The 23,290-nt window shown below is 72.3% G+C and carries 19 protein-coding genes; 10 read left to right on the forward strand and 9 right to left on the reverse strand.

The window, feature by feature from the left end; all coding sequences use genetic code 11:
* Positions 1-54: 54 nt before the first annotated feature.
* Positions 55-894: a lipocalin/fatty-acid binding family protein gene (locus WME76_RS05805; RefSeq protein WP_437959194.1), complete on the reverse strand. Its 840-nt coding sequence runs from the start codon at positions 892-894 to the stop codon at positions 55-57.
* Positions 895-1,406: 512 nt separating this feature from the next.
* On the opposite strand from WME76_RS05805, the gene WME76_RS05810 reads away from it, so the two are divergent.
* Both WME76_RS05810 and WME76_RS05815 read left to right on the forward strand, forming a co-directional pair.
* A complete protein-coding gene (locus tag WME76_RS05810) occupies positions 1,407-2,402 on the forward strand; it encodes a hypothetical protein (protein ID WP_437959195.1) in 996 nt (331 codons plus the stop codon).
* 533 nt (positions 2,403-2,935) lie between these two features.
* The gene (locus WME76_RS05815) at positions 2,936-4,051 is read left to right on the forward strand and encodes a hypothetical protein (RefSeq protein WP_437959196.1); all 1,116 of its coding nucleotides are present in this window, start codon (positions 2,936-2,938) and stop codon (positions 4,049-4,051) included.
* A 72-nt stretch (positions 4,052-4,123) separates the two neighbouring features.
* On the opposite strand, the gene WME76_RS05820 is transcribed toward WME76_RS05815, so the two are convergent.
* Complete coding sequence (locus tag WME76_RS05820; RefSeq protein WP_437959197.1) at positions 4,124-5,023, reverse strand: LysR family transcriptional regulator; 900 nt, start codon at positions 5,021-5,023, stop codon at positions 4,124-4,126.
* Positions 5,024-5,174: 151 nt separating this feature from the next.
* Here WME76_RS05820 and WME76_RS05825 point away from each other — a divergent pair, with 151 nt between their 5' ends.
* Positions 5,175-5,750: a YceI family protein gene (locus WME76_RS05825; RefSeq protein ID WP_437959198.1), complete on the forward strand. Its 576-nt coding sequence runs from the start codon at positions 5,175-5,177 to the stop codon at positions 5,748-5,750.
* A gap of 39 nt (positions 5,751-5,789) precedes the next feature.
* Here WME76_RS05825 and WME76_RS05830 read toward each other — a convergent pair whose 3' ends face one another.
* The 4 genes from WME76_RS05830 to WME76_RS05845 all read right to left on the reverse strand — a co-directional run bounded on the left by WME76_RS05830 (position 5,790) and on the right by WME76_RS05845 (position 11,149).
* The gene (locus tag WME76_RS05830; protein WP_437959199.1) at positions 5,790-7,196 is read right to left on the reverse strand and encodes a serine hydrolase domain-containing protein; all 1,407 of its coding nucleotides are present in this window, start codon (positions 7,194-7,196) and stop codon (positions 5,790-5,792) included.
* A 227-nt stretch (positions 7,197-7,423) separates the two neighbouring features.
* Positions 7,424-8,839: a serine hydrolase domain-containing protein gene (locus tag WME76_RS05835; RefSeq protein WP_437959200.1), complete on the reverse strand. Its 1,416-nt coding sequence runs from the start codon at positions 8,837-8,839 to the stop codon at positions 7,424-7,426.
* Positions 8,840-9,552: 713 nt separating this feature from the next.
* Entirely contained in the window at positions 9,553-10,068 is a 516-nt protein-coding gene (locus WME76_RS05840) for a hypothetical protein (RefSeq protein WP_437959201.1), read from the reverse strand.
* Between the two features lie 55 nt (positions 10,069-10,123).
* Positions 10,124-11,149, reverse strand: a complete 1,026-nt coding sequence (locus WME76_RS05845; protein WP_437959202.1) for an L-type lectin-domain containing protein — start codon at positions 11,147-11,149, stop codon at positions 10,124-10,126.
* 324 nt (positions 11,150-11,473) lie between these two features.
* Between WME76_RS05845 and WME76_RS05850 the strand changes: the two genes are divergently transcribed.
* Positions 11,474-12,328: a hypothetical protein gene (locus WME76_RS05850; protein ID WP_437959203.1), complete on the forward strand. Its 855-nt coding sequence runs from the start codon at positions 11,474-11,476 to the stop codon at positions 12,326-12,328.
* A gap of 49 nt (positions 12,329-12,377) precedes the next feature.
* On the opposite strand, the gene WME76_RS05855 is transcribed toward WME76_RS05850, so the two are convergent.
* Entirely contained in the window at positions 12,378-12,923 is a 546-nt protein-coding gene (locus tag WME76_RS05855) for a DinB family protein (RefSeq protein WP_437959204.1), read from the reverse strand.
* 286 nt (positions 12,924-13,209) lie between these two features.
* Between WME76_RS05855 and WME76_RS05860 the strand changes: the two genes are divergently transcribed.
* From WME76_RS05860 to aqpZ, 4 genes are all read left to right on the forward strand, one after another.
* Positions 13,210-14,013 carry a class I SAM-dependent methyltransferase gene (locus WME76_RS05860; RefSeq protein ID WP_437959205.1) on the forward strand — a complete coding sequence of 268 codons (804 nt, stop codon included), beginning with the start codon at positions 13,210-13,212 and terminating at the stop codon, positions 14,011-14,013.
* Between the two features lie 138 nt (positions 14,014-14,151).
* The gene (locus tag WME76_RS05865) at positions 14,152-16,092 is read left to right on the forward strand and encodes a GNAT family N-acetyltransferase (RefSeq protein ID WP_437959206.1); all 1,941 of its coding nucleotides are present in this window, start codon (positions 14,152-14,154) and stop codon (positions 16,090-16,092) included.
* 321 nt (positions 16,093-16,413) lie between these two features.
* A complete protein-coding gene (locus tag WME76_RS05870; RefSeq protein WP_437959207.1) occupies positions 16,414-16,809 on the forward strand; it encodes a DUF4156 domain-containing protein in 396 nt (131 codons plus the stop codon).
* A gap of 197 nt (positions 16,810-17,006) precedes the next feature.
* Positions 17,007-17,738 carry an aquaporin Z gene (gene aqpZ / locus WME76_RS05875; RefSeq protein ID WP_437959208.1) on the forward strand — a complete coding sequence of 244 codons (732 nt, stop codon included), beginning with the start codon at positions 17,007-17,009 and terminating at the stop codon, positions 17,736-17,738.
* Here the strand turns inward: aqpZ and WME76_RS05880 are convergent.
* Entirely contained in the window at positions 17,675-18,571 is an 897-nt protein-coding gene (locus WME76_RS05880) for a sulfite exporter TauE/SafE family protein (RefSeq protein ID WP_437959209.1), read from the reverse strand. The two genes, aqpZ and WME76_RS05880, sit on opposite strands and share 64 nt — an antisense overlap.
* A gap of 135 nt (positions 18,572-18,706) precedes the next feature.
* Here WME76_RS05880 and WME76_RS05885 point away from each other — a divergent pair, with 135 nt between their 5' ends.
* Complete coding sequence (locus tag WME76_RS05885; RefSeq protein WP_437959210.1) at positions 18,707-20,809, forward strand: hypothetical protein; 2,103 nt, start codon at positions 18,707-18,709, stop codon at positions 20,807-20,809.
* Between the two features lie 49 nt (positions 20,810-20,858).
* Positions 20,859-22,643, forward strand: coding sequence for an ABC transporter ATP-binding protein (locus tag WME76_RS05890; RefSeq protein ID WP_437959211.1), 1,785 nt, complete (start codon positions 20,859-20,861; stop codon positions 22,641-22,643).
* Here WME76_RS05890 and WME76_RS05895 read toward each other — a convergent pair.
* Positions 22,624-23,055, reverse strand: a complete 432-nt coding sequence (locus tag WME76_RS05895; protein WP_437959212.1) for a hypothetical protein — start codon at positions 23,053-23,055, stop codon at positions 22,624-22,626. The genes WME76_RS05890 and WME76_RS05895 overlap by 20 nt on opposite strands.
* Positions 23,056-23,290 lie beyond the last annotated feature (235 nt).

Here is a 23,290-nt window from a genome sequence, read left to right on the forward strand (position 1 = left end):
TTCGTGGTCGACTCCGACCATCGCCGCCGGGCCCCTGCTCGGGGCTTCAGCGGCTCAGGCCGCCTTCCTGGACTTCGACTTGCCCTGCTTCGCCTTGCTGCCGCCCATGTCGTCGGGGCGGCTCACCAGCTTGGAGAAGTAGCTCGGCTCGCCGCTCGCCTTGGCCTGCTGGTACACGAAGGCGAGGTTCGACTCCTCGAACTTGGCGAAGAAGTCGTCCCACGAGATCTCCTCGAGGGTATCCTCCCCGCTGAACCCCGGGAAGTCGATCCGGAGCACGCCGGGCTCTCCGCCCTTCTCGGTGCGCTTCACCGTCGCCGGGTGGCCGCCGCGCGCCTCCACCCATTCGCGGATCTCGTCGTGATCGATCGTCATGTGGGACGAGTGGTCGTCGCCGGCGCCCTTCGCGCTGGCCTGCTTCCCGCTGGACTTCTTCCGCGCGCCTCCGCCAGATTCGCCGGACTCCTCGTCGTCGAGGTCGATCTGGACCTCGATCTCGACGTCCAGCTCGCCCTCACCGCCTTTCGACGTCGCGCCCTTCGCGCTGCTCGACCTGGCCTTGTTGCCCTTCGCCGCGTCCGATCTGGGCCTGGCCTTCTGGACCATGTCGTCGGGGCGGCTCACCAGCTTGGAGAAGTTGCTCGGCTGCCCGTCCGCCGTCTTCTCCTGGTACACGAAGGCGAGGTTCGACTCCTCGAACTTGGCGAAGAAGTCGTCCCACGAGATCTCCTCGAGGCTGCCTTCCCCGCTGTACCCCGGGAAATCAACGCGCAGGATCCCGGGCTCCCCGTTCTTCTCGGTGCTCTTCACCGTCGCCGGGCGGCCTCCGCGCGACTCGGCCCACTGGCGGATCTCGTCATGATCGATGGTCGTCTTCGATGAACTGGCCGACATGGTCACTCTCCTGTGCTCGTGCGTCGATTGCGCGGGGAGCGGCAACCCGCGTGCCAGAGGGCCTGCGACGATGCGGGCAGAAGATGGTCGAGCTCAGCGATGAGGGGTGTTTCACGGACAGCGACTACAGCGCCGGGTGAGGCTGTTCCGTCGGCGGTCACCGCGGCTGCGCGCGATCTGCGCGCTACCTGCGCGTGAGCCCCGACAGTGGGGTCATGACCGAGGTGGAGAGAAGGGAGCTCTGCTGTGGTCGAGGACAGGCGCGCTGAGGCAATCTGCCTCGTCTGCGGCGAAATGCTGCCGGCCTGAGCCAGATCCTCGTCGAGGGCGACCGCTGGCCCTCTCGTTGCCCCCTCGCTTGCGGGAGGCTGCGCGATGCGCAGAGCGCAATGACCATGCAACCAGACACACTACAGGCCACCCCCTCACGGGGGCACGCTCGTTCGCTGCGCCGCGGGCGGGGAACCGCTGCGGTCGCCGTCGCGCGCGCGGCGCTCGCCTCGAGCGCTTCGGTGCTCGCGCTCGGGTGCGTGCTGGAGCTCAGCGCCCCAGGCGCGACGGCGAGCGGCGGCGCCGGGAGCAGCGAGATCGCGAGCGGCGTCTGCGTCGACGGGGCGACGGACTGCGATGGCGCGCGCAGCGACGCCGCGTGCGAGCCGGTCGTGCTGGCCGAGGCGGCCGGCAATCCGCTCGCCCTCGCGGTGGACGCGACCCACGTCTACTGGACGCACGAGGACACGGGCGAGATCATGAGAGCGCCCATCGCGGGAGGGGCGCCGGTCATCGTCGCCGAGAGCTGCCCGACGCCCGGGATCGCGGTGAGCGCGACGGGCGTTTACTGGACCTGCTCCCCTTCTACAGGCGTCGAGCACGACGTGCCCACCGGGGTCTACAGCGCGCCCCTGGGCGGTGGGACGCCGACGCTGCTCTCCACCGCAGGGCTGGAAGATCCGGTGGGCCTCGCGCTGGACGCGACAAGCATCTACGTGGGCGACAACTACGCGGTGATGAAGCTTCCGATCCACGGAGGGGCCGCGGAAGAGCTCGCCCCGGGCAGCGGCGCCCGCCGCGTCCGGGTCGACGAGACGCACGTCTACTGGACCAACGCGGACGCGAGCTCCATCCGGAAGGCGCCGATCGCGGGGGGCGCGTCCGTGGCGCTCGCCACCGGATACTTCGAGTCCCACGAGGTCGCGCTCGACGCGACCCACGTGTACTGGACCACCCCCGGCGAGGGCCCGAGCGTGGGCTCCGTGAACAAGGTGCCGAAAGAGGGGGGCACCCCCGTGGCGCTCGCGACGGATCAGCCGTCGCCGTACTACATCGCGGTCGACGAGACGCATGTGTACTGGGTCAACGTGAGCGCAGGCGAGATCAGGAGAGTGCCAGTCGGCGGCGGTGCGTCGGCGGTGGTGATCTCGGGCGTCGCGCCGAACGATCTGGCCGTCGACGGCGCCAGCATCTACTGGACGGATCGGAGCGGCCTCGTGATGAAGCTCGCCAAGTAGGCGCGCCGCGAGCGCTGGAGAGAGCCGATGAACCGAGGGGCAGCGCGGCCCCCTCTCGCGGCGCGGCGCGGCCGGGCGCAGCGGATGGCGGCGGCGCAGCGCGCCAGGGCGGCCATTCGCTGCGCGATCGCCGGGCGGGTGCTACCTAGAATCGAGCGCAGCGATCCCGCTGCCGAGGCCGAGACGAGACCGTGGCGTACCCTCTGCTCCTCCGAGTTGCCGTGCTCGCCGCCGCCACGGCGACCACCACAGCGGCGGCCGCGCGCTCCCCCCGGTCCGCGCCCGCCGCCTCGGAGGCGCTCGCGTCAGCGCCCGCGGTCTCCCCCGCGCGCTCGTCTCGCGCAGCGCCCGCGGTCTCCTCCGCGCGCTCGTCTCAGCCAGCGCCCGCGGTCCCTTCCGCGCGCTCGTCTCAGCCAGCGCCCGCGGTCCCTTCCGCGCGCTCGCCTCAGCCAGCGCCCACCCCGCCTCCCGCGGCCTTGCCCGAGCCCGCGTCCTGGCGCGCGCTCGTCGTCGGGGGCGGACCGCGGCCGCCGATGAACCAGGTGGCCATCGAAGGACACATCCGGTACTTCCAGTCGCTGCTCCCGGCCGCGGTGGAGCGGCGGGTCCTCTTCGCCGACGGGCGCCGGGGCACGCGGAGCGTGCAGTTCCTCGACGGATTCCGCATGCGCTACCGCGCGCCGAAGCTGCCGCGCATCGACGGGGCGACCACCCGCGCCGGCCTCGATGCGGTCTGGCGAAGATTCGCCGCCGCGCGCCCGGGCGACCCGCTGCTGCTGTACTTCGCCGGCCACGGGAGCCCGGATCCGCGGCGCGACCTCGACAACAACGTGTTCGACCTCTGGGGCGGCGGCGGGCTGTCCGTGCGCGATCTCGCCGCGCGCATGGACGACCTGCCCGACGAGACGCCCGTCGTCCTCGTGATGGCCCAGTGCTTCTCCGGATCGTTCGCGAACCTCCTCTTCGAGGGCGGCAGGCCCGACGGCGAGCTCGTGGATCGCGACGTCGTGGGGTTCTTCGCGGCGACAAGGGACCGCCCCGCGTCGGGCTGCACGCCCGAGATCAACGAGGCCGACTACACCGACTTCAGCAGCTTCTTCTTCGCCGCCCTCTCGGGCGTCGATCGCCTCGGCAAGCGCGTGGACGGCGCCGATTATGATCAGAACCGGTTCGTGGGCATGAACGAGGCGTACGCGTACGCCCTCCTCCACCAGGCGACGAGCGACGTGCCGGTCGCGACGTCCGATGTGTTCCTGCGGCGGTTCGTGAACAAGCCGGATCACGAGACCATGGCGACGCCCTACGCCAGGATCCTCTCCTGGGCGACCCCGGCCGAGCGGGCCGCCCTCGAGGGGCTCTCGGACGCGCTGGGCCTGCGCGGCGAGCACCGGCTGCGCGCGGCGTACGACCTCGAGTTCGGGCCCGGATCGGGCAGGCGGGACGTCGAGGACGTGACCTCGGCGCACCGCCTGAGGTTCATCCGGCTCGCCAAGAGCGTGGTGCTGGCGAGGACGCTGCGGCAGAGCGGCGACCGCGCGCGGATCGAGCGCTTCGAGCGGCTGCGCGCCGCGGAGGCGCGCAATCCGCTCGTCGAGGCCAGGGCGGCGAGCCAGGCGCGGCAGGACACCCGGCGGCGCGCCGCGCGCTGACCCCTGGCCTCCGCGCCGGGGCGACATGCGGCGGCGCGCCCGTGCCGCGCCCGCGCGGCGGCGCGCCCGCGGTCACGGCGATCGCTGGAGCCGCCGCGTGAGCGCCGCGACGACGAAGTCGCGAAACGCCGCGACGCGGTGGGGCAGGTAGCGCGCGGAGGGATAGACGAGGTGCAGCGGCGCCCCCGAGGCCACGTGCGACGGCAACACGCGCACGAGGCGACCGCGCGCGACCTCGCGCGCGCACATGACGCTCGGGAGGAGGCCGACGCCGACGCCCGCCAGCACCGCGCGCCGCGCGAAGCTCAGCTCGTCGACCGCGAGCGGGCCCTGGACCTCCACCGTCTCGTCCCCCGCGGGCCCTCGCAGCGTCCACGCGGCGCGGTCGGGCCGCTCGCGAAAGAGGACGCACCGGTGCGCCGCGAGGTCTCCGAGGCGCGCGGGGACCCCGGCGCGCTCGAGGTAGCGGGGCGAGGCGTACAGCGCGTCCTCCACCTGCCCGATCCTCCGCGCGATCAGGGAGCCGTCGCGGAGCGGCCCGGCCCGCAGCGCCAGATCGAAGCCCTCCTCCACGAGATCCACGACGCGGCCCGTGAGCGCGACGTCGACGCGGACGGCGGGGTGGCGCCGCACGAACCGCGCGACCGCCGGCTCGAGCATCGCGATCCCGACGTCGACGGGCGCCGTGATGCGGACGGTGCCGCGCACCACGGCCTCCAGATCGGCCACCATCGCCGCGGCCTCCTCGAGGCTCGCGACGCCGCGCGACGCCCGCTCGTAGAACGCCGCGCCCGCCTCCGTGAGCCGCACGCTGCGCGTCGAGCGGTGCAGCAGGCGCGCCCCGAGCGCCTCCTCGAGGAGCGCGACCGATCGGCTGACCGAGGACTTCGGCAGCCCCAGGACCCGCGCCGCCGCGGTGAAGCCCTGCTCGTCGACGACGCGCACGAAGACGGCGATCCGGTTGAGGTCCATTGTTCGTCCCAGGAGAACAACCCGTTCGCGGATGGCTGTCTAGTGCGTCCGCGAGCAACGATGCATGGTCTCCGTGTGACACACGGCCGGCGCGCCCGGGAAGCCCGAGGCGCGGCGGTCTCCAACCTTCGTCGAGAAAGGACGATCCGCCATGAACACCACGACCAGCACCACCTCCCCGAGCGCGATCCCCTCCCAGGCCGCCCGGTGGACGATCGACGCGACGCACTCGAGCGTCTCGTTCTCCGTACGTCACATGATGATCTCGAACGTGCGCGGCGAGCTCGGGGGCGTCGCCGGCGAGGTCACCTACGATCCGCGGCGCCCCGAGGCGTCGACGCTCTCCGCCACGATCGACGCGGCGTCCATCCACACGCGCGAGGAGAGCCGCGACGCGCACCTCCGGAGCGCCGACTTCCTCGACGTCGCGCGGCACCCGACGATCACCTTCGTCGCCACGGGCGTCCGCCGCCGCGGCGACGGGCTCGACATCGTCGGCGACCTGACGATCCGCGGCGTCTCGCGGGAGGTGACGCTCGCGGTCAGCGAGCTGTCGGGCGAGCACACGGACCCTCACGGCAACCGCCGGCTCGGCGCGACCGCCACGACGAAGATCCGCCGCAGCGATTTCGGGATGAGCTTCAACGCCGTCCTCGAGACAGGAGGCGTCCTCGTGGGTGACGAGATCGCGATCACCCTCGATATCCAGCTCATCAAGCAGGGGTGAGCGCGCGGCGACGGTCGGCGCGCCAGCGCCCCCCGGGGCTCACTCGCACAGGGCGGTGTCGACGAGCTCGAGGACGTCCATGTAGGCCTTCTCGGCGGTCTCCTCGCCGTGGACGGCGCCCGGCAGGACCGTGATGGCGACGGTGACGGCGCGGCCGTCGTCGGAGACGCCGCCGCGGGTGTGGTAGCCGAAGATGTCGCCGCCGTGCCCCCAGACGAGGCCGCCGCAGCTCAGCGGGGTGGTGAACAGGCCGAGCCCGTACCGGGCGCCGGGCCACATGCCGGGGGCCTCGACGGTGGTGCGCATCGCCTCGAGCTGCGCCGGCTCGAGGAGCTCGCCGCCGAACAGCGCGGTGAAGAAGCGGTTGAGATCGCTCGGGGTCGCGATGATCTCACCGGCGGCCCATCCCCAGGACGGGTCGAGCTCGGTGGCGTCGTACAGCGGCTGATCCGGCCCGTCCGCGTGATAGCCCCTGGGGTGGCACCCCCGGATGCCCTCCTCGCCGACGTCGGGGAGGTAGGTGTTGCGCAGCTCGAGGCGGTCGATGATCCGGCGCGTGATCTCCTCGTTCAGGGGGCGTCCGGTGACCTTCTCGATGAGCATGCCGGCGAGCGTGTAGTTGGTGTTGCTGTAGTCCCACCGATCCCCGGGGGGGAACTCCGTCCCCTCGGCCAGCGCGAGGTCGAGCAGATCGCGGGGGCTGAAGTGCCTGTGCCGGACCGGGAGGAAGCCCTCCTGCAGGATCAAGCCGTCGTAATCGACGAGCCCGCTGGTGTGCTGCAGGAGCTGCCGCACCGTGATGTCGTTGCCGTCGATGCCCTCGCCGCGGACCAGGTTCGGCAGGTACGTCTCGATGGGCGCGTCGAGATCGACCTTGCCCTCGCCGACGAGCTGCAGGACGACAACCGCGGTGTACGCCTTGCTGTTGCTCCCGATGCGCACGAGCCCATCGACCGGCACCTCCGCCTTGGTCTCGACGTCGCCGAAACCGGCGGTGTAGTGGCGCGTCTGGCCGTCGACCTCCTGGACGGCGGCAAGGACGGCGGGGAACCTGTCGTCGCGCACCAGACGGTCGGCGGCCTGCTGGATGGGGTCGTCCGGATCGGTGTTGGCCTCCTCCGTGGAACCGGCGCACTCTCCCGGCGGACTGCCACCGACCCCGCCGCCGCTGCCGCCCTCGCCGCCGCCGCCGCCCTCGTCCTTGCCGCCGCTGCCGTCGTCGTCGCCGCCGCCTCCGCCGCCTCCGTCGCCGCTCTCGACGCCGCCGCCGCTGCCGGCGTCGGTGTTCGCCGGCGCCTCGTCGTCGTCCGGGCAGCCTGTGAGCAGGGCCGAGGATCCGAGCAGCGCCGAGAAGAGGATCGTCGAGACGACGTTGCGCAAGCCCGTGGCGGCCGCGCGGGCGATTCGTGTTCTCGGAGAGGTGAAACGGTGGTGCAGAGAGGTCATGATCGGCTCCTGATGGTGCGCGCGCGCCCTCGGCTCACCGCTTCGCGCCGGCGACTCGCGGCGCCAGGCATCGTCGCGCGGTCTGGAGAGCGCCGCTGGTTCGTGACTCTGTTCCCGGACTCGTGAGGATCGTTCAACCCTTCAGATGATCTTCTCTTCGAACCGCTGTTGCGAACCACGCGAGCACCGCTGTCGCGATCGCCGCCCGCGAGGACGCGCCCGGGGCTTCACGGGCACAGGGCGGTATCGACGAGGGCGAGGACGCCGGCGTAGGCCTCATAGGCCTGCTCCCTGGTCTGGACGCCGGGCACGGCGGAGGGCAGCGCCGTGACGGCGACGGTGACGGCGCGGCCGTCCTCGGTGACGCCGCCGGCGGTCTCGTAGCCGAAGATGTCGCCGCCGTGGCCCCAGACGACGCCTCCGCAGCTCAGCGGGGTGCTGCTCAGACCGAGCCCGTACTCGTAGCCGGGCCACATGCTCGAAGCGTCGACGGTCGCGCGCATCTCCTCGAGCTGCGCCGGCCCGAGGAGCTCGCCGCCGAGCAGGGCGGAGAAGAAGCGGTTGAGGTCGCCCGGGGTGGAGATCATGTCGCCGGAGGCGCCGGCGATGGACGGGTCGAGCTCGGTGACGTCGTACAGCGGATCTCCGAAGCCGTCCGCGTGATAGCCCCTGGGATGGCACTCCCGGATGCTCTGATCGCCGACGCGGGGGACGTAGGTGCGGCGCAGCCCGATGCGCTGGATGACGCGTTCGGTGATCTCCTCGGCCAGCGGGCGGCCGGTGACCTTCTCGACGATCAGGCCGGCGACGATGTAATTGGTGTTGCTGTAGGCCCACCGGTCGCCGGGGGGGAAGTCCTCCGCCTGCGTCAGCGCCAGATCGAGCAACGTGCGGGGGTCGAAATAGGTGTGCTGGACCCTGGCGAGCCCGTCGCCCAGGAGCACGCCCACGAAGTCGGGCAGCCCGCTCGTGTGCTGGAGGAGCTGACGCACCGTGATGTCGTTGCCGTCGATTCCGTCGCCGCGGACCAGGTTCGGCAGGTACGTCTCGATGGGCGCGTCGAGGTCGACCTTGCCCTCGCCGACGAGCTGGAGGACCACCACGGCGGTGAACGGCTTGGTGTTGCTCCCGATGCGCACCTGCCCGTCGACAGGCACCTTCGCCTGGGTCTCCAGGTCGGCGACGCCGGCAACGTAATGGCGCGTCTCCCCGTCGACATCCTGGACGGCGGCGAGGACCGCGGGGAACTTGAGGTCGCCCACCAGGTGGTCCGCGCCCTGCTGCACGGGGTCGTCGGGATCGGTGTTGGCGCGCTCCGTGGAGCCGGTGCACCCTGCCGCCGGATCGCTCGCGTCGCCACCGCCGCTCGCGTCATCGCCGCCGCCCACGCCGCTCGCGTCATCGCCGCCGCCGCCGCTCGCGTCATCGCCGCCGCCGACGCTCGCGTCATCGCCGCCGCCGACGCCGCTGCTGGTGGCCGTGTTCGCCGGCGCCTCGGCGTCGTCGGGGCAGCCCGCGAGCAGGGCCGATGACCCGAGCAGCATCGAGACAAGGACCATCGACAGGGCGCTTCGCGAGCTCGTCGCTGCCGCGCCGGCGAGCCGTGTCCTCGGAGAGGTGAAGCCATGGTGCAGAGTTTTCATGAACAGCTCCTGGTGGTGTGCAGGGGGCCTCCGATCACGCCCGCGAGCCGGCGAATCGCGCCGCCAGGCGCCGTCACGTGGACCGGAGAACGCTGCTTGATTTCGGACCTCTGTTCCCGGACTCGTGAGGATCGTTCATGCCCCGAGATGAAATTCTCTTCGGAGCGCCGCTGTGGGGCATGCCAACACCGCTGCTCGCGCCGGTTGTTACGCATCGTAACGGCGCTGGGCGAGCGCTGCTTTGCACAGGCGACACCCTCGCCGCCCGCTGAGCACGCGACGACGCGCGCGGGCAGGGCGTCATCGACAGCGCGCTCCGCCTCCTGTTCACGATCAGGCGCCACCAGCGCGTGATGTGACGGCAGGGCAAAGGCGATATCCCGCGTGTCGCCATCGGACACGAGGGAGGCGCACCTCCACCCGGAGCACACAAGTGACCGCTCGCCGCCCGGATCCGAGCCGCTCACGGACTTGATGCGACCACCGGAGCGATCCTTCGAATTATTTTGCGGACGCCCCCTCGAGCTCCTCGGTCGTCCGCACGGCGTCGTGGTGTGAGGGGGCTGTCTCGATGCAGCTCGGTGGAATATTTGCTGCGTGGACGGAAGTGGTGGGTCGGCTCCACGCCAGGGCGCCGCCTGCCGTGCGGCGCCGCGCGTCGCGTGCTCGCTGCGCCTCGCCGGTCCGCGATGGCGAGCTCTTCCGGGGGATATCTACTTCCTCTCGAACGATTCCTCGTGGCTCATCGTCACGTCGTCCGGGGTCAGGGAAGCCATGACGCTCTCGTAGCTCCTGAGCAGCATGCGGCCCGAGACGGCGTCCGCCGGATCTCCGACCAGGAGGTCCTTGCTGGCGTCGTCCCACACGTCAGGGCCTCGATCCGAGGCCACCGGGATGCTCCTCTCCCGCCGGTTGTACTTGATCCGTTCCAGCTTGGTGTTTGGCACCCTGACCCTCTCCAGATCGACCTTCAGGCTCGATATCTCCCTGTAGGAGCGCTCCGAGAAGCACCTCTGGGCCTGGCACATGGTCCTGACCACCTCGTAGGCTCCCAGCGTCCACAGCCACATCAGATCCGAGGCGCGCGTCCTTGCCTCGTGGGAGAAGCCGCCTTCGCTGGAGGCGCACGCGTCGAGCTTCTCGTGGATCTCGTGCGCGATCGACAGCAGGACCTGGTGTCGGCCGGACAGGTAGATCGAGAACGCCGCCAGGGGGTGCTGCGTGGACATCGTTTCCTCTTCGAGCGATCGGGAGGGGGCGGCGGGGAAGGAGATCGACGAGCGCTCAGAGGCAGCGGGGGGCGGGGAAGGTGATCCTCACATTCCGGATCTCCTGGCGCGCGACCGCCGCCCCCGTGGCGGCGCCGAATCCATAGAAGAACGTCGACCCGACGGGGAAGCCGCTGATGGCGAACCGCTGGATCTGGAGCTCGCCGTCGACGCTCACGCGCACCTCGCCCGCGTCGAACTCGATCTGCGCCGTATGGAACGCGCCGTCGCCGAGCGCGACGCTGCTCTCCGCCTGGCCCAGCGAGCTGAGGACGCCCTCCTCGCACGGCCGGGCGAGATCGTCCACGCCCACGTGGTTGTCGCTCGGATCTGCGCAATCGAAGTTGTTGTAGGTATCGAACTCGACGCCGTAGCCGTCGAGCCCGGCCAGGCCGAGGCCGCCGCCGGGCTCGCCGACGGCTGTCTGTCCCGACGTCTGGAGCATGAAGCCCACGCCGTCGCCGCGGCCGAGGCGGAACTCGAACGTGGCGATGAAGGCGTCGGCGGCGAGGGGATTCCGGTAGACGACGGTGCCGGCCTGCTGGGTCGTGGCCTCGGTGAGCACGGCCGTCAGCGCGTCCGGATCCCAGAGGGCAGTCCCGTTGAGGGACCATCCCTCCGGCGGCGAGGTCATGTCCGCGGTGAGGCTCGCCGCGCACGCGGTCCCCGCCGGGCACGTGCCCTCGTCGATCTGCCCATTGCAGTCGTTGTCGACGAGGTCGCACGCCTCGGGCGCCGGCGTCCTGTCGCCGGTGCACGGACCCCAGGCCTCCCGGGAGCAGACCTGCACGCCGGCCTGGCACGCGCCGACGTCCTCGGTGCCCGGGGGGCCCGAGTAGCAGCTCCGTTCCTGCCCCTCCACGCACGCGCACCCTTCGTCGGCGATACGGTCGCAGTCGTTGTCGCGGCCGTCGCAGACCTCCGGCGCAGGCACGCAGTCGACGGCCACCTCCTCGGCGCCGGCCTCCTCGAGGATGTCGCTCCGGCCTCCGCACATCGAGGCGCCGGCGGCGAGCGCCGGGAGAAGGAGGAGCGCCTTCACGCGCGTCCGCGGGCCTGTGTCTGCCGCCGCGCGTGAAGCAGAGGAGATCGGCTGTGATGCTCGCATTGGCTCTCGATGCTGCGCGCGACCCACGATCGCGCCGATGAAGCGGAACACCCTCGCGCGCCAGTCCTTTCCGGGCCTCAGTGTACCCGATCCAGAGAAGCGCGTCTCCAGGCGTCCGGCGCCGGTCGAGGGTCGAGCCCGCCGGACGCGATCACCGGCGTCGCGGCGGAAGGCGCCCACGAGAACAAACTCTCGCGGTCGAGACGGCTCAACCGGGCTATCCTGCGCGCCCGTCACGGAACCATGTGGGAGTCATTCATGAAACGATCACGTTCAGCGAATCTTCGCGACGTCGGCATCTTCGTCGGCCTCGGCCTGTCGCTCGCCGCCGCCGGCTGCGGCGACGATGACACCGGCGGCAGCAGCGGCGCGACCAGCAGCAGCTCCGTCAGCACCACCAGCGCCAGCAGCAGCAGCAGCGGGGGCGGCAGCAGCAGCAGCAGCGGCGGCGGCGGCACGGGGGGCAGCGACGGCAACGGCGGCGCGGGGGGCGCGGGCGGCGGCACCGGAGGCGGCGGCGGCGACAGCAGCGCGACGCCGTCGCTCAGCTTCTTCGTGTCGAGCACCGGGAGCACGACCGCGAACCTCGGCGGGCTCGCGGGAGCGGATCGCAGGTGCCAGGAGCTGGCCGCCGCGGTCGGCGCCGGCGCGCGGACATGGCGCGCCTACCTCAGCGTCGAGAAGGGCCCCGATGACCAGCCGGTGCACGCCAGAGACCGGATCGGCGCGGGCCCCTGGTACAACGCGAAGCTCGAGCTGGTGGCGGCGAACCTCGAGGAGCTGCACACAAGGTTCGGCGATCACACAGCGTTCCTCGACGAGAAGGGCGAGATGGTGCCGGGCCAGTGGCCGGACTCCCCCACACCGAACCAGCACGATATCCTCACTGGCACCAACCGGGACGGCACCCTCAGGGTCGGCCAGACCTGCGAGGATTGGACCTCCGAGTCCGCGAGCCTGACCGCCTGGGTCGGCCATTCCGACGGGATGGGCCCCATGCAAAGCACGGCCGAGATGTACCGACCGTGGAACTCGGTGCACGCCAATGGCAGCTGCGCCGACACGGCCCCGGCGGGCGGCAACGGCCGCGTCTACTGCTTCGCCGCGGAGTGAGCGGGCGCGCGAGCACGCGAGCGCACGTCGCGCCGCGCGCCCGCGCGCTTCACGACGCGCTGGCCTCGTCCCGCAGCATCGCGAACAGGTCCGTCACGCCGGGGTCGATCCCCACCTGCGTGAGCAGCGTGGTCACCTGGCCGCGGTGGTGGGTCTGGTGGTTGAAGAAATGGCCCACGAGCCCCCAGAGCGGATACGTGACGGCCGCCCCGTTCCGCATGTTGAAGGTCAGGTCGCTCGAGAGCGCGCGCTCGTCGATCTGGTGTATCCACGCGAGGATGTCTGCGTCGGTCGCGGCGCGCTCGCGGGCGAGATCGGCGAAGTCCGCGTAGAGCTCCTGCGCGAGCGAGGTGATCCCGACGGCCTTGCCGCCCGCGTCCCGCGAGGTGAAGCGCGCCGCGTCGCCGGTGAAGCGCCCCATCCACGTCCGGTCGGCGAGCAGGATGTGATTCAGCGTGCCGTGGATCGACTTGAAAAAGGCCCCGCGATCGCGCTTGCGCTCGGCGTCGTCGAGCTTGCCGACGGCATCGAAGATCTTGTCGTTCATCCACCGATTGTAGCGAGCCATTGCGCGGTATTGCTCGATCCAGCTCATGAGTCGATCCTCGCTTGAAGGGCGGCGCGCACCCTACCACGCGCGTGCGTGCGGGTCGATCGCGGCGGGCCGCCGACGCGGCCGCGGCGAGCCTGCGCTCGCGCGCCGCCGCGCGCTCCGGGCGACGCAGACGTACCGCCGCGATCGCGCGCAGCGGCCGAGATCGCGCTTGCTCCTGCCGCTATGGCGGACTATTGTCCTCGATAGCAGACGCGTGGTGCTCGAGGGGAGATCTCCCTTGCGGAGACGTCCTGGCCGAGCTCCACCTCCTCTCATGGAAGGAGCCATGATGGTCAGCCTTGCGCTCGATTCAGCCGCTCTGGCGGAGACGTACGATCGCGTCAGCGATCGGCAGTTCAACCATGGAAAGCTGCTGATCGAAGATCTCCAGGTATCCCCGGGTGAGCGCGTCCTCGACGTCGGGTGCGGGACCGGCCGGCTCGGGGCCCATGTGGCCGAGCTGGTCGGCCCCTCGGGCGAGGTGGTCGGCGTCGATCCGCTGCCGCTCCGCGTCGCGCTGGCGAACAGCAAGCGCGGGTCGAGCTTCCGCGCCACCGTGGGCCGGGCCGAGGATCTCTCGCAGTTCGCCGACGGGAGCTTCGATGTCGTCTTCCTGAACAGCGTGCTCCACTGGCTGCCGGAGAAGCTCGGCCCGCTCCGCGAGGCGCGCCGCGTGCTCGAGCGGGGAGGGCGACTCGGCATCAGCTCGGCCGCCAAGGAGCGCCCGCACGACGTCGAGCGGGTGCTCGAGGACGTGCTGTCCTCTCTCGGCCTGAACCGCACCGCGGAGGCGTCCGGCAGCACGCCCCACAAGGTGACCTCCGACGAGCTGACGAGCCTCCTCGCGCAGGCCGGCTTTCCGCAGTCGAAGCTCCAGATCCGCACCTTCACGGATCACTTCACGGACACGGACGACGTGATGGCGTTCAACCTGGCCAGCTCGTTCGGCAACTTCCTGTCCAACTTCGCCCCTGCCGACGCCGAGCGGGTCAGGGCAGCGCTCGAGGCCGAGCTCGAGCGCCGCCGCACGCCGGAGGGGATCCGGCTGCAACGTCACCTGATCTTCGCCGTGGCGCGCGCGGACGGCTGACCGGCCGCGCGGATCGACGCGGCTCACTCCGAGGGGCACCCCGGGCGGCGGGTCCTCGGCGATGCTCCGCCGAGCCCGGCGCTCGGGCACGCCTGAGGGCGGCCGTGCTAGGTTCGCCGCCGGCCGCTCGGAGGGCAGGTGAGCGAACAGGTCGAAATCCAGGTGCTGTACCGCCGCGGGGACCTCGAGGCGCTGCGGGAGCCATGGAACACGCTGTGGCAGCGCTGTCCGGCGGCGTCGACGTTCCAGCGGCCGGAGTGGCTGATCCCGTGGTGCCGCGAGCTCGGGCCCGAGGAGGTGCTCACCCTGGCCTTCTGGTCGGGGCAGGAGCTCGTCGGCCTGGCGCCGCTCGCGATCCACCACTACCGCGGGGAGCGCCTCGTCGCGCTGCTCGGCGCGGGGATCACCGATTACCTCGATGTGCTGGCCGCGCCCGGGTACGAGCGGATGGTCGCAGAGGCGGTGTTCACCTGCCTGCGCGAGCGGGCCGATGCGTGGGATGTCGTGGAGCTCGGGGATCTGCGCGCCTCGTCGCCCTTGCTCGGGGTCGAGGCGCCACCCGGCTGGTCGGATGAGGTCGAGAAGCACGAGGCGTGTCCGATGGCGACCATCCCGGAGGGCGCCGGGCCGGACGAGGTGCTCTTTCCGGGGATCCGCGCGCGCGTCGCCCGGGCGCGGAAGCGGCTCGCGAAGGCCGGGGCCGTGCGCGTCGACATGGCCGACGCGGCGAGCGTGGACGAGCTGCTCGACGCGCTGTTCGCGACCCACCGGGCGCGCTGGACGTCGCGCGGCGAGGGCGGGGTGCTCGACGAGTCGCTCCGGCCGTTTCACCGCGCGGTCGCCAGGGGCATGTGCGCGCGGGGCGCGCTGCGGCTGTACGGGCTGCGGCTCGACGGGCGGATCATCGCGTCGTTCTACGGGTTCGCCGAGCGAGACCGGCTCGCGTGGTATCTCAGCGGATTCCATCCGGATTTCGCCGTCCTGAGCCCCGGGCTCGCGATGTTCGCCAGCGCGATCGAGGGCGCGGCGCGCGAGGGCGCGCGGACGGTGGACTTCCTCCGCGGTCGCGAGGCGTACAAGTACGAGTGGGGCGCCGTCGACCGCTGGACGTACCGCCGGCGGCTGCGGCACCAGGGGGCGCGCGAGGACGGGCAGGAGGTCGAGCAGGGCGAGCTCGATGGCGCGGTGAGGGCCGTGATGTCCGGAGAGGTGTCGCCGGAGGTCGGCCTCGTGCGGCTGCTCGGCGCCGCGGGGGATCTCGCGGCGGCGGAGCGCGCGATCGAGGCCGCATGGCCGGCGGCGGGGCAGGGGGGTGAGGGGAGCGCGGGGACGGGCGAGCCGGCGGCGCGCCTCGAGGCGCTGCGCCGCTGCCTGGAGGCGCGGCGCGCCGCGTGCGCGACCGTGGTGGAGATCCTCGGCGCGCACCGGGAGGTGGGCGGTGGCGCCGGGGCGGCCGCCCCGGCGCGTACCGCGCGGCTGTTCGACGACCTCTGCGCGCGCTCGGAGGAGGCGAGCGTCGCGGCGTACTCGCTCGGCGATCCGGAGATCCTCGAGCGGGCGACGCGGGAGGTGGTCGAGCTCCTCGAGCGGTGGGGCTTGCTCGGGGAGGACCGCGCGATCCTGCAGATCGGCTGCGGGATCGGCCGCTTCGAGGCGGCGCTCGCGCCGCGGGTGCGCGAGGCCTGGGGGCTCGACGTCGCGCCGCGCATGATCGAGGCCGCGCGGCGCCGGTGCGCGGGGCTCTCGAACGTCGTGCTCGCGGTCTCGTCGGGCGTCGATCTCGGCGACGCGCCGAATGCCCGCTTCGACCTCGTGTACGCGGTCGACTCGTTCCCGTACCTCGTCGCGGCGGGCGACGCGGTCGTGGATCGTCACCTCGCGGAGGCGCGCCGGGTGCTGCGCCCGGGCGGGGAGCTCGTCGTCCTGAACTACTCGTACCGCGGCGACGCCGCGCGCGACGCGGCCGACGTCGCGCGGCTCGCGGCGCGCCACGGGTTCGACGTGCTGGTGAGCGGTGAGCAGCCGTTCGCGCTGTGGGACGGGCGGGCGTACCGGCTGCGGAGGCTCGACCCTTGGTGAGGTCCCTCTCGACTGTCTCCTGACGCCGCGAGAGGGAGAGGGACGAACCACAGAGGCACAGAGGGCACAGAGGGAGAGAAAGAGAGAGGGAGGTGAGGCTCTCTCTCTCGTCCCTCTCTCCCTCTCCCCTCTGTGCCCTCTGTGCCTCTGTGGTTCGTCTTCTCCTCTTCATCATGAAGGCACAGGGCCCGCGTAAACGGCAACGCACCCGCCCGGGTCGCCCCGCCGGCAAATCGCGATGTCGAGATCCTGCCGCACCCCCGGCGCGGCGAGGAAGAAGCGCTGCCGCGCGTCCGTAGCAACAGGCAGAAGGTACTTGACATGAAAACCCCGATCTGCCGCGCGTTTGCCCTGCTCCTCCTGTCCTCGTCGATCCTGCCCGCCTGCGCCGCCGTGGAGCTCAACCCCGGTGCGGAGAAGGTCATCGTCACCAAGCAGCCTGCCCCCCAGGGGTGCCGGTTCCTCGGGACGGTGATCGGTGAGCAGGGCGGCTCGTTGTCCGGCAAGTTCACCAGCAACGCCAACCTGCAGGAGGGGGCGGTGAACGACATGAAGAACAAGGCCCACGATCTGGGCGGCAACTATGTGGTGCTGGAGAACACGAACGCCGGGAACACCATCTCGGGCGATCGAGACAGCATCTCCGGCGAGCAGACCGACGTCACCCACATGGGCAACACGTACAGCTGCCCTCCCCAGCTCGTCGGCCTGCTCTGAGGCGACCCCACCCCCGTCGAGCGGCGCGCGGCGATGTCCCGCAACGCGGCGCGCCGCGGCTCATCCAACGTCGACGAAGCGCAGGTGGAGCGTCGTCCGGCGGCAGCCCGCCGGGCGGGGACTCCGCCGCTGGGCGCGGCCGCTGCCGCGCTTCGCGCCGCGCGGAGGGAGCCGGCACAGGGGGAGTGAACATGGAGATGTCGTTGTCCAAGCGTACGGCCGCGGAGTTTCTCGGGACGTTCTGGCTCGTGCTCGGCGGCTGCGGCAGCGCCGTGCTGGCGGCCGCTTATCCCGGGCTGGGGATCGGCTTCCTGGGCGTGGCGCTCGCGTTCGGGCTCGCCATGCTGACGATGGCGTACGCGGTGGGCCACATCTCGGGCGCTCACTTCAACCCCGCCGTCACGATCGGCCTGCTCGCCGGCGGGCGCTTCCCCGCGAGAGACGTCCTGCCGTACCTCCTCGCCCAGGTCGGCGGCGCCATCGTCGCCGCGGGGATCATCTACACCATCGCCAGCGGCGCCGCCGGTTTCACGGTGACCGACGGCTTTGCCTCGAACGGCTACGGCGCGCGCTCGCCCGGCGGCTACTCGCTCTTCGCGAGCCTCGTGGCCGAGATCGTCCTGACGTTCGGCTTCGTGATGGTCGTCCTCGGCGCGACAGATCTCCGCGCCCCGATCGGGTTCGCGCCGATCGCCATCGGGCTCGCGCTCACGCTCGTTCACCTCATCGGGATCCCGGTCACGAACGTCTCGGTGAACCCGGCGCGCTCGACCGGCCCCGCCCTGTTCGTCGGCGGGTGGGCGCTGGCGCAGCTCTGGCTGTTCTGGCTCGCCCCGCTCCTCGGCGGCGCGCTCGCGGGGGTGCTCTACCCGATCCTCGTGGGCGCGAGGCCGACCCGCGCCGTCGCCGTGCCGCGCTCCACCGTCTGAGGGCGGGCCGCGCGTGAGGGCTCGGCCTCCGGGCCGAGCCGGTCCCACGCGAGCTTGGCCGTGAGCACGAGCCCGAGCACGACCACGAACCAGCGCACCTTCTTCGGCGCGATGCGCCGGGCGACCACGGCGCCGACGAACGAGCCGACCACCGCCGCCGCCATCATGATCGCCGTGGCGACCCCGTCGACGGCGCCGGCGAACACGAAGGCGATCGCGGCGACGCCGTTGATCAGGCTGGCGAGCACCGTCTTGATCGCGTTCATCCGGTGGATGTCCACGTTGCCCGCGAACGAGGACAGGAGCGCCAGCATCATGATGCCGATGCCCGCGCCGAAATAGCCGCCGTAGACGCTCACGAGGAACTGGAGCAGGAACACGAGCCACGGCCGCGAGGGCAGGGCGAACTCTTCCATCACGCCCGCGTCGGCCGTCACGCCCGCGTCGGCCTGCGTCGAGGGCCTCGCCGGGCGCAGGTTCTGCCAGAACAGGAGCAGCGTCGCCAGGAGCACGAGCCCGGGCACCGCGGCGTCGAACACGCGCTGCGGCGTCACGAGCAGGAGCGCCGAGCCGACCATGCCGCCGAGCAGCGACGGCAACAGCAGCACGCGGAGCACGCGGTAGTCCCGGGAGAGCTCGCGGCGGTACGCCCACGCCGACGCGAGCGACGCGGGCGTGAGCGCCACGGCGTTCGTCGCGTTCGCCGGGAGCGGGGCCAGCCCGGCCGCGATCGCCGCGGGGAAGGACACCAGCGTCCCGCCCCCGGCCACCGCGTTGATGACGCCGGCCACGGCGGCGCCGCCGGCGAGGAGCGCTGCGCTCGTCAGATCCACGGCGCGCGACATGGCCCGAGCGCGGGGGCGCTGTCAACCGCGGGCCACGCCGCGCTTGAGGGCGGAGGCGCCGCGCTCCTACGATGGCCGTGCCGCCGATCTCGGCGGTCGCTTCTCCCTGGAAAGCCGAGCGCCATGCCGCGATCTCTCCCGCTCCTCCCCGCCGCGCTGCTCTCGGCGCTGTCGCTCGTCGCGGTCCCCCCGGGGGCGGCCGCCGGCGAGGGCCAGCCGGATCGCGCGCACGTCTGGGTGGCCGACGACGGCACCCGCGTGCGCAGGGAGGACGTCGGCCTGCCGCTCTCGCGCGGCGAGGGGAACGCGCTCTTCCGGCCCGGCGAGCCGATCCGGCTCGGCGCGCTGCGCGGGGAGGTCGTCGCGTTCCAGGTGATCGTCGAGGCCGGCGCGGAGCCCGTGCGCGGCGTCACGGTCGAGGTCGTGAGCCTCGGCCCCGCGGCCGGCGCAGGCACGCCCGCGAAGGAGCCCGCGAAGGAGCCCGCGGCGCCGGCGCAGCAGCCGCAGGCGCCCGGAGAGCCGCCCGCGCAGGCGATCCGGATCGACCGCTTCGTCGAGCACCACGTCGAGATCAAGCTGCGCTCGCGCAACGATCGCAGGCCCATGGAGTCGCTCGGGTGGAGCCCGGCGGCGCGGCCGCCCGACGACGGGCACCTCGGCCTCCTCCCCGACGCGCTCATCCCGGTCGAGCTCGCGCCGCCGTGGGCGCCCTATCCGCTCGAGGTGGGCGCCCGCGAGGCCCGGGCCGTCTGGATCGACCTCCACGTCCCGGAGGGCGCCGCCCCCGGCGCGCTCGAGGGCAAGGTGGTCGTCGGCTCGGCCTCGCACGGCGCGCTCGCGTCGCTCGATCTGCGGCTCGACGTCGCGCCGGCGACGCTGCCGTACAGCGCCGTCGACTTCATCGCGTTCTACGAGGCCGACAAGGTCGCCGAGCGGGTCGGCGACGGCCCCGCGGTCGAGCAGCAGCTCTGGCAGCTCCTCCACGAGCACCACGTCGACGGCTTCGCGTCGGTCCGGAGCCCCGCCGAGGTGGAGCGGCTGCGCACCGCGATCGACGGCTCGCTCTACACGGAGGCGCGCGGCTACCGCGGGCCGGGCCAGGGCGTCCCGCCCGCCGCGGTGGCGCTCGGCGCGTACGGCGGCTTCGGCGATCCCAGGGAGGAGACCCTCCGCCGCGTCGAGGCCGTCGCCGAGCTCCTCCCGCCGGCGGTGGACGACGTGATGCTGTACGCGGTCGACGAGCAGTGCGAGAGCCCCCGCGGGCCCGGGTGGCGCCGGCTGGTCCGCGGCTCGCGCCTGTCGTCGCGCATCCTCGTGGGGCACTCGTGCGGCGAGGTCGACCCCGTGAAGCAGGACGTCGACCTCGTGCTCACGCCGGCCAACCGCTTCGACTCCGTGTGGGCGCGGGCCGCGCGCGAGGCCGGCAAGCGGCTCTGGGTGTACAACGGCGCGCTGCCGCGGGCCGGCACCTTCATGATCGACGCGCCGCTCACGGGGCTCATGGCCGACGGCTGGATCGCGGCCTCGCACGAGGTGGGCCGCTGGTTCCTCTGGGAGACGGCGTTCTGGCACGACGGCAACCGCGGCGGCAAAGGGCCGGTCGACCCGTTCACGGTCGCCGAGAACTTCCACAACCAGGACGGCGACGCCTGCCTGGGCGACGGCATGCTGCTCTATCCCGGGACGCAGCGCGGGAAGTTCGCCTCCCGCTCCCTCGGCTTCGCCGGCGTGCTCCCCTCGATGCGCCTGAAGAGCCTGCGCCGCGGCATCCAGGACGCCGGTTACATCGCGCTGGCGAGGTCGGCGTCGCCCGACGCCGCGGACGCGATCGTGAAGGAGGTGATCCCGGCCGCGCTCGACGAGGCGCGCGACACGTCGCCCGCCGCGTGGAGCAGCGAGGGCGCCCCGTTCTTCCGGGGCCGGGCCGCGCTGCGCGCCCTGATCCCCGCGGGCGCGTCGCTCGACCCCGCCGGCGTGCGCCGCGTGCTCGCCGAGGCGGCGGTGGCGCGGCGCGCGCTCGTCCCGCTCGCGGGCGCGCAGGGCTCGTCCGACGGGCGCGACGGTCGCCCGGCGGACGGCCCCGGGCCCGCCGAGCCCGGGCCGCTGGGCCGGTGGCGCCGGACGGGGCTGCTCCTCGCCGTGGCCGCGCTCGGCGCCGCGGCGGCCGCCCTCGCGCTCGCGCTCTACCGTCGGCGGAGGCGGGGGCGCGGGGCGGAGGGGCGCTGAGCCGGGCCACCGACCCGCCTCCCGGGCGCCTGCTACGCTCGCGCCCGCCATGCAGAGCTCACCCGACGGCCGGCGCCCCGGCCGAGCGCACCTCCGACGCCTCCTCAGCCTCGCCCGCCCGGAGGTCGGCAAGCTCGCGCTCGGCACCCTGTTCCTGGCCATCGGCAGCGGCATCAGCCTCCTCGTCCCCCAGGCGATCCGGAAGATCATCGACGACGCCCTCGGCCCCGGCAGCAGCGTCGACGCGATCGACGGCGCGGCGCTCTGGCTGGCGCTGCTCATCGTGGTCCAGGCCGTGGCCGTCGCGCTCCGGTACGTCCTCTTCTCGACCGCCGGCGAGCGCGTCGTGGCCCGGCTGCGGGCGCAGCTCTTCGAGCACCTGCTCCGGCAGGAGGTCGCGTTCTTCGACGACCACAGGACCGGCGAGCTGACGAACCGCCTCGCGTCGGACACGACCGTCCTGCAGAGCGCCGTCAGCGTCAACGTCTCGATGGCCCTGCGCTACGCCGCGTCCGTGATCGGCGGCGTCGCGTTCCTCTTCTACACGTCGCCGCGGCTCACCCTGCTCATGCTCGCCGTGGTGCCCGTCGTGGCGATCGGCTCGGTCGCCTACGGCCGCAGGGTCCGCCGGCTCTCCCGCAGCGTGCAGGACGCGCTCGCCCGCGCCAGCGAGGTCGCCGAGGAGGCGCTCTCCGGCGTCCGCACCGTCCGCGCCTTCGCCGGCGAGAAGCGCGAGGTCGAGCGCTACGCCGGCCGCGTCTCCGCGTCGTTCGAGCTCGCCCGGAGGCGCATCCGCGCGTCGGCGAGCTTCATGGGCATCGTGACCTTCGCGGGCTACAGCGCCGCCGCCCTCGTGCTCTGGTACGGCGGCCACCTCGTCGTCGCCGGCCGCATGACCCTCGGCGGGCTCACCTCGTTCCTCGTCTACACGATCGTCGTCGCCTTCGCGCTCGGCGGCCTCAGCGACCTCTGGGCCGACTTCATGAAGGCCGCCGGCGCCGCCGAGCGCATCTTCGACCTCCTCGACCGCGAGCCCGCCATGGTCGACGCCGGCGGCGTCCAGCCCCACGCCGTCCAGGGGAGCCTCGATCTCCAGCGCGTGCGGTTCAGCTACCCGACCCGCCGGGACGTGCCCGTGCTCAAGGGCATCGACCTCTCCGTGCGCCCCGGAGAGGTCATTGCCCTGGTCGGCCCGTCCGGGGCGGGCAAATCGACGATCGCCTCGCTGCTCCTGCGGCTCTACGACCCCGACGACGGGCGCATTCTCCTCGACGGTCGCGACCTCCGTGAGCTGGCGCCGACATGGCTCCGCCGGCAGATTGGCATCGTCGCGCAAGAGCCCCTCCTCTTCGCCACGAGCGTGGCCGATAACATCCGTTATGGACGGGAGAACGCGACGGACGAGGAGGTCGAGGCCGCCGCGCGCGCGGCCAACGCGCACGATTTCATCCTGAGGTTCCCGGCGGGGTATCAGACGCTCGTCGGCGAGCGCGGGGTGCAGCTCTCCGGCGGACAGAAGCAGCGCGTGGCGATCGCCCGCGCGATGCTCAAGGACCCCAGGATCCTCGTGCTCGACGAGGCGACGAGCGCGCTCGACGCCGAGAGCGAGCACCTCGTGAAGGGGGCGCTCGACGCGCTGATGAAGGGGAGGACGACGTTGATCATCGCCCACCGGCTCTCGACGGTGATGGGCGCCGACCGCGTGCTCGTGATGGACGGGGGTACGATCGTGCAGAGCGGGGCGCACGCGGCGCTCATCGCCCAGGACGGTCTCTATCGCCGGCTGGTCGAGCGGCAGTTCGTGAGCGCGGAGCTCAGGACGATTGCTGGATGATGAGCTGCTGCGTCGACCTGCGCTCGCCCACGATGGAGACAGCCGTCTCCGAGGCGAGCCCCGCCGCGCCCTGCGACGTGCGGCGGAGCGTACCGAGCAGCGCAATCCAGCCGTGCTCGCTGGTCGTGAGGGCGCGCGCGCCGATACCGTCCATGCGGGTCAGCGCCTTGCGGGCGACCCGGAACATGCTGCGGTCGATGCCCTCGATCAGGTCGAGCGTGGCGCCGAGCCGCTCCTGCGTCTCGGTGCGCACGTCCTCGAGGAAGCCGAAGCTCGCGCGCACCACCTCCTCGACGACCCCGAGGCTTCCGTCTACCCAGGTGTAGATCAGGCCTTCTCGCGGGTTGCTGATCTGCTCGCGAGCGGAACCGTTGCTGCCGGCCATGCCCTGGCCGGAGATGCTCTCGTCCATCTCGAACCCCCTTCTTCCACCGTTGTTGGCAGGCAACTCGCCTGCTACGAACTCACTATCAACAACCGACGTCTCGGATCGGTTATCACAGGGCAACAAAAGCGTGAACCCTTTCTTTGTGCGCGCGCCCGTTTCTCCAGCTCTCAGGAGTCCCCCCGCGCGAGGGCCCTTTGGTCGCTGCCCGCCGGGGCGTGCTGCTGAATCTGCCAACTTCCAGTGAAAGCGCGCGATAAAC

The sequence above is a fragment of the Sorangium sp. So ce119 genome (genome assembly GCF_051524405.1).
Classification (GTDB): Bacteria; Myxococcota_A; Polyangia; order Polyangiales; family Polyangiaceae; genus Sorangium; species Sorangium cellulosum_G.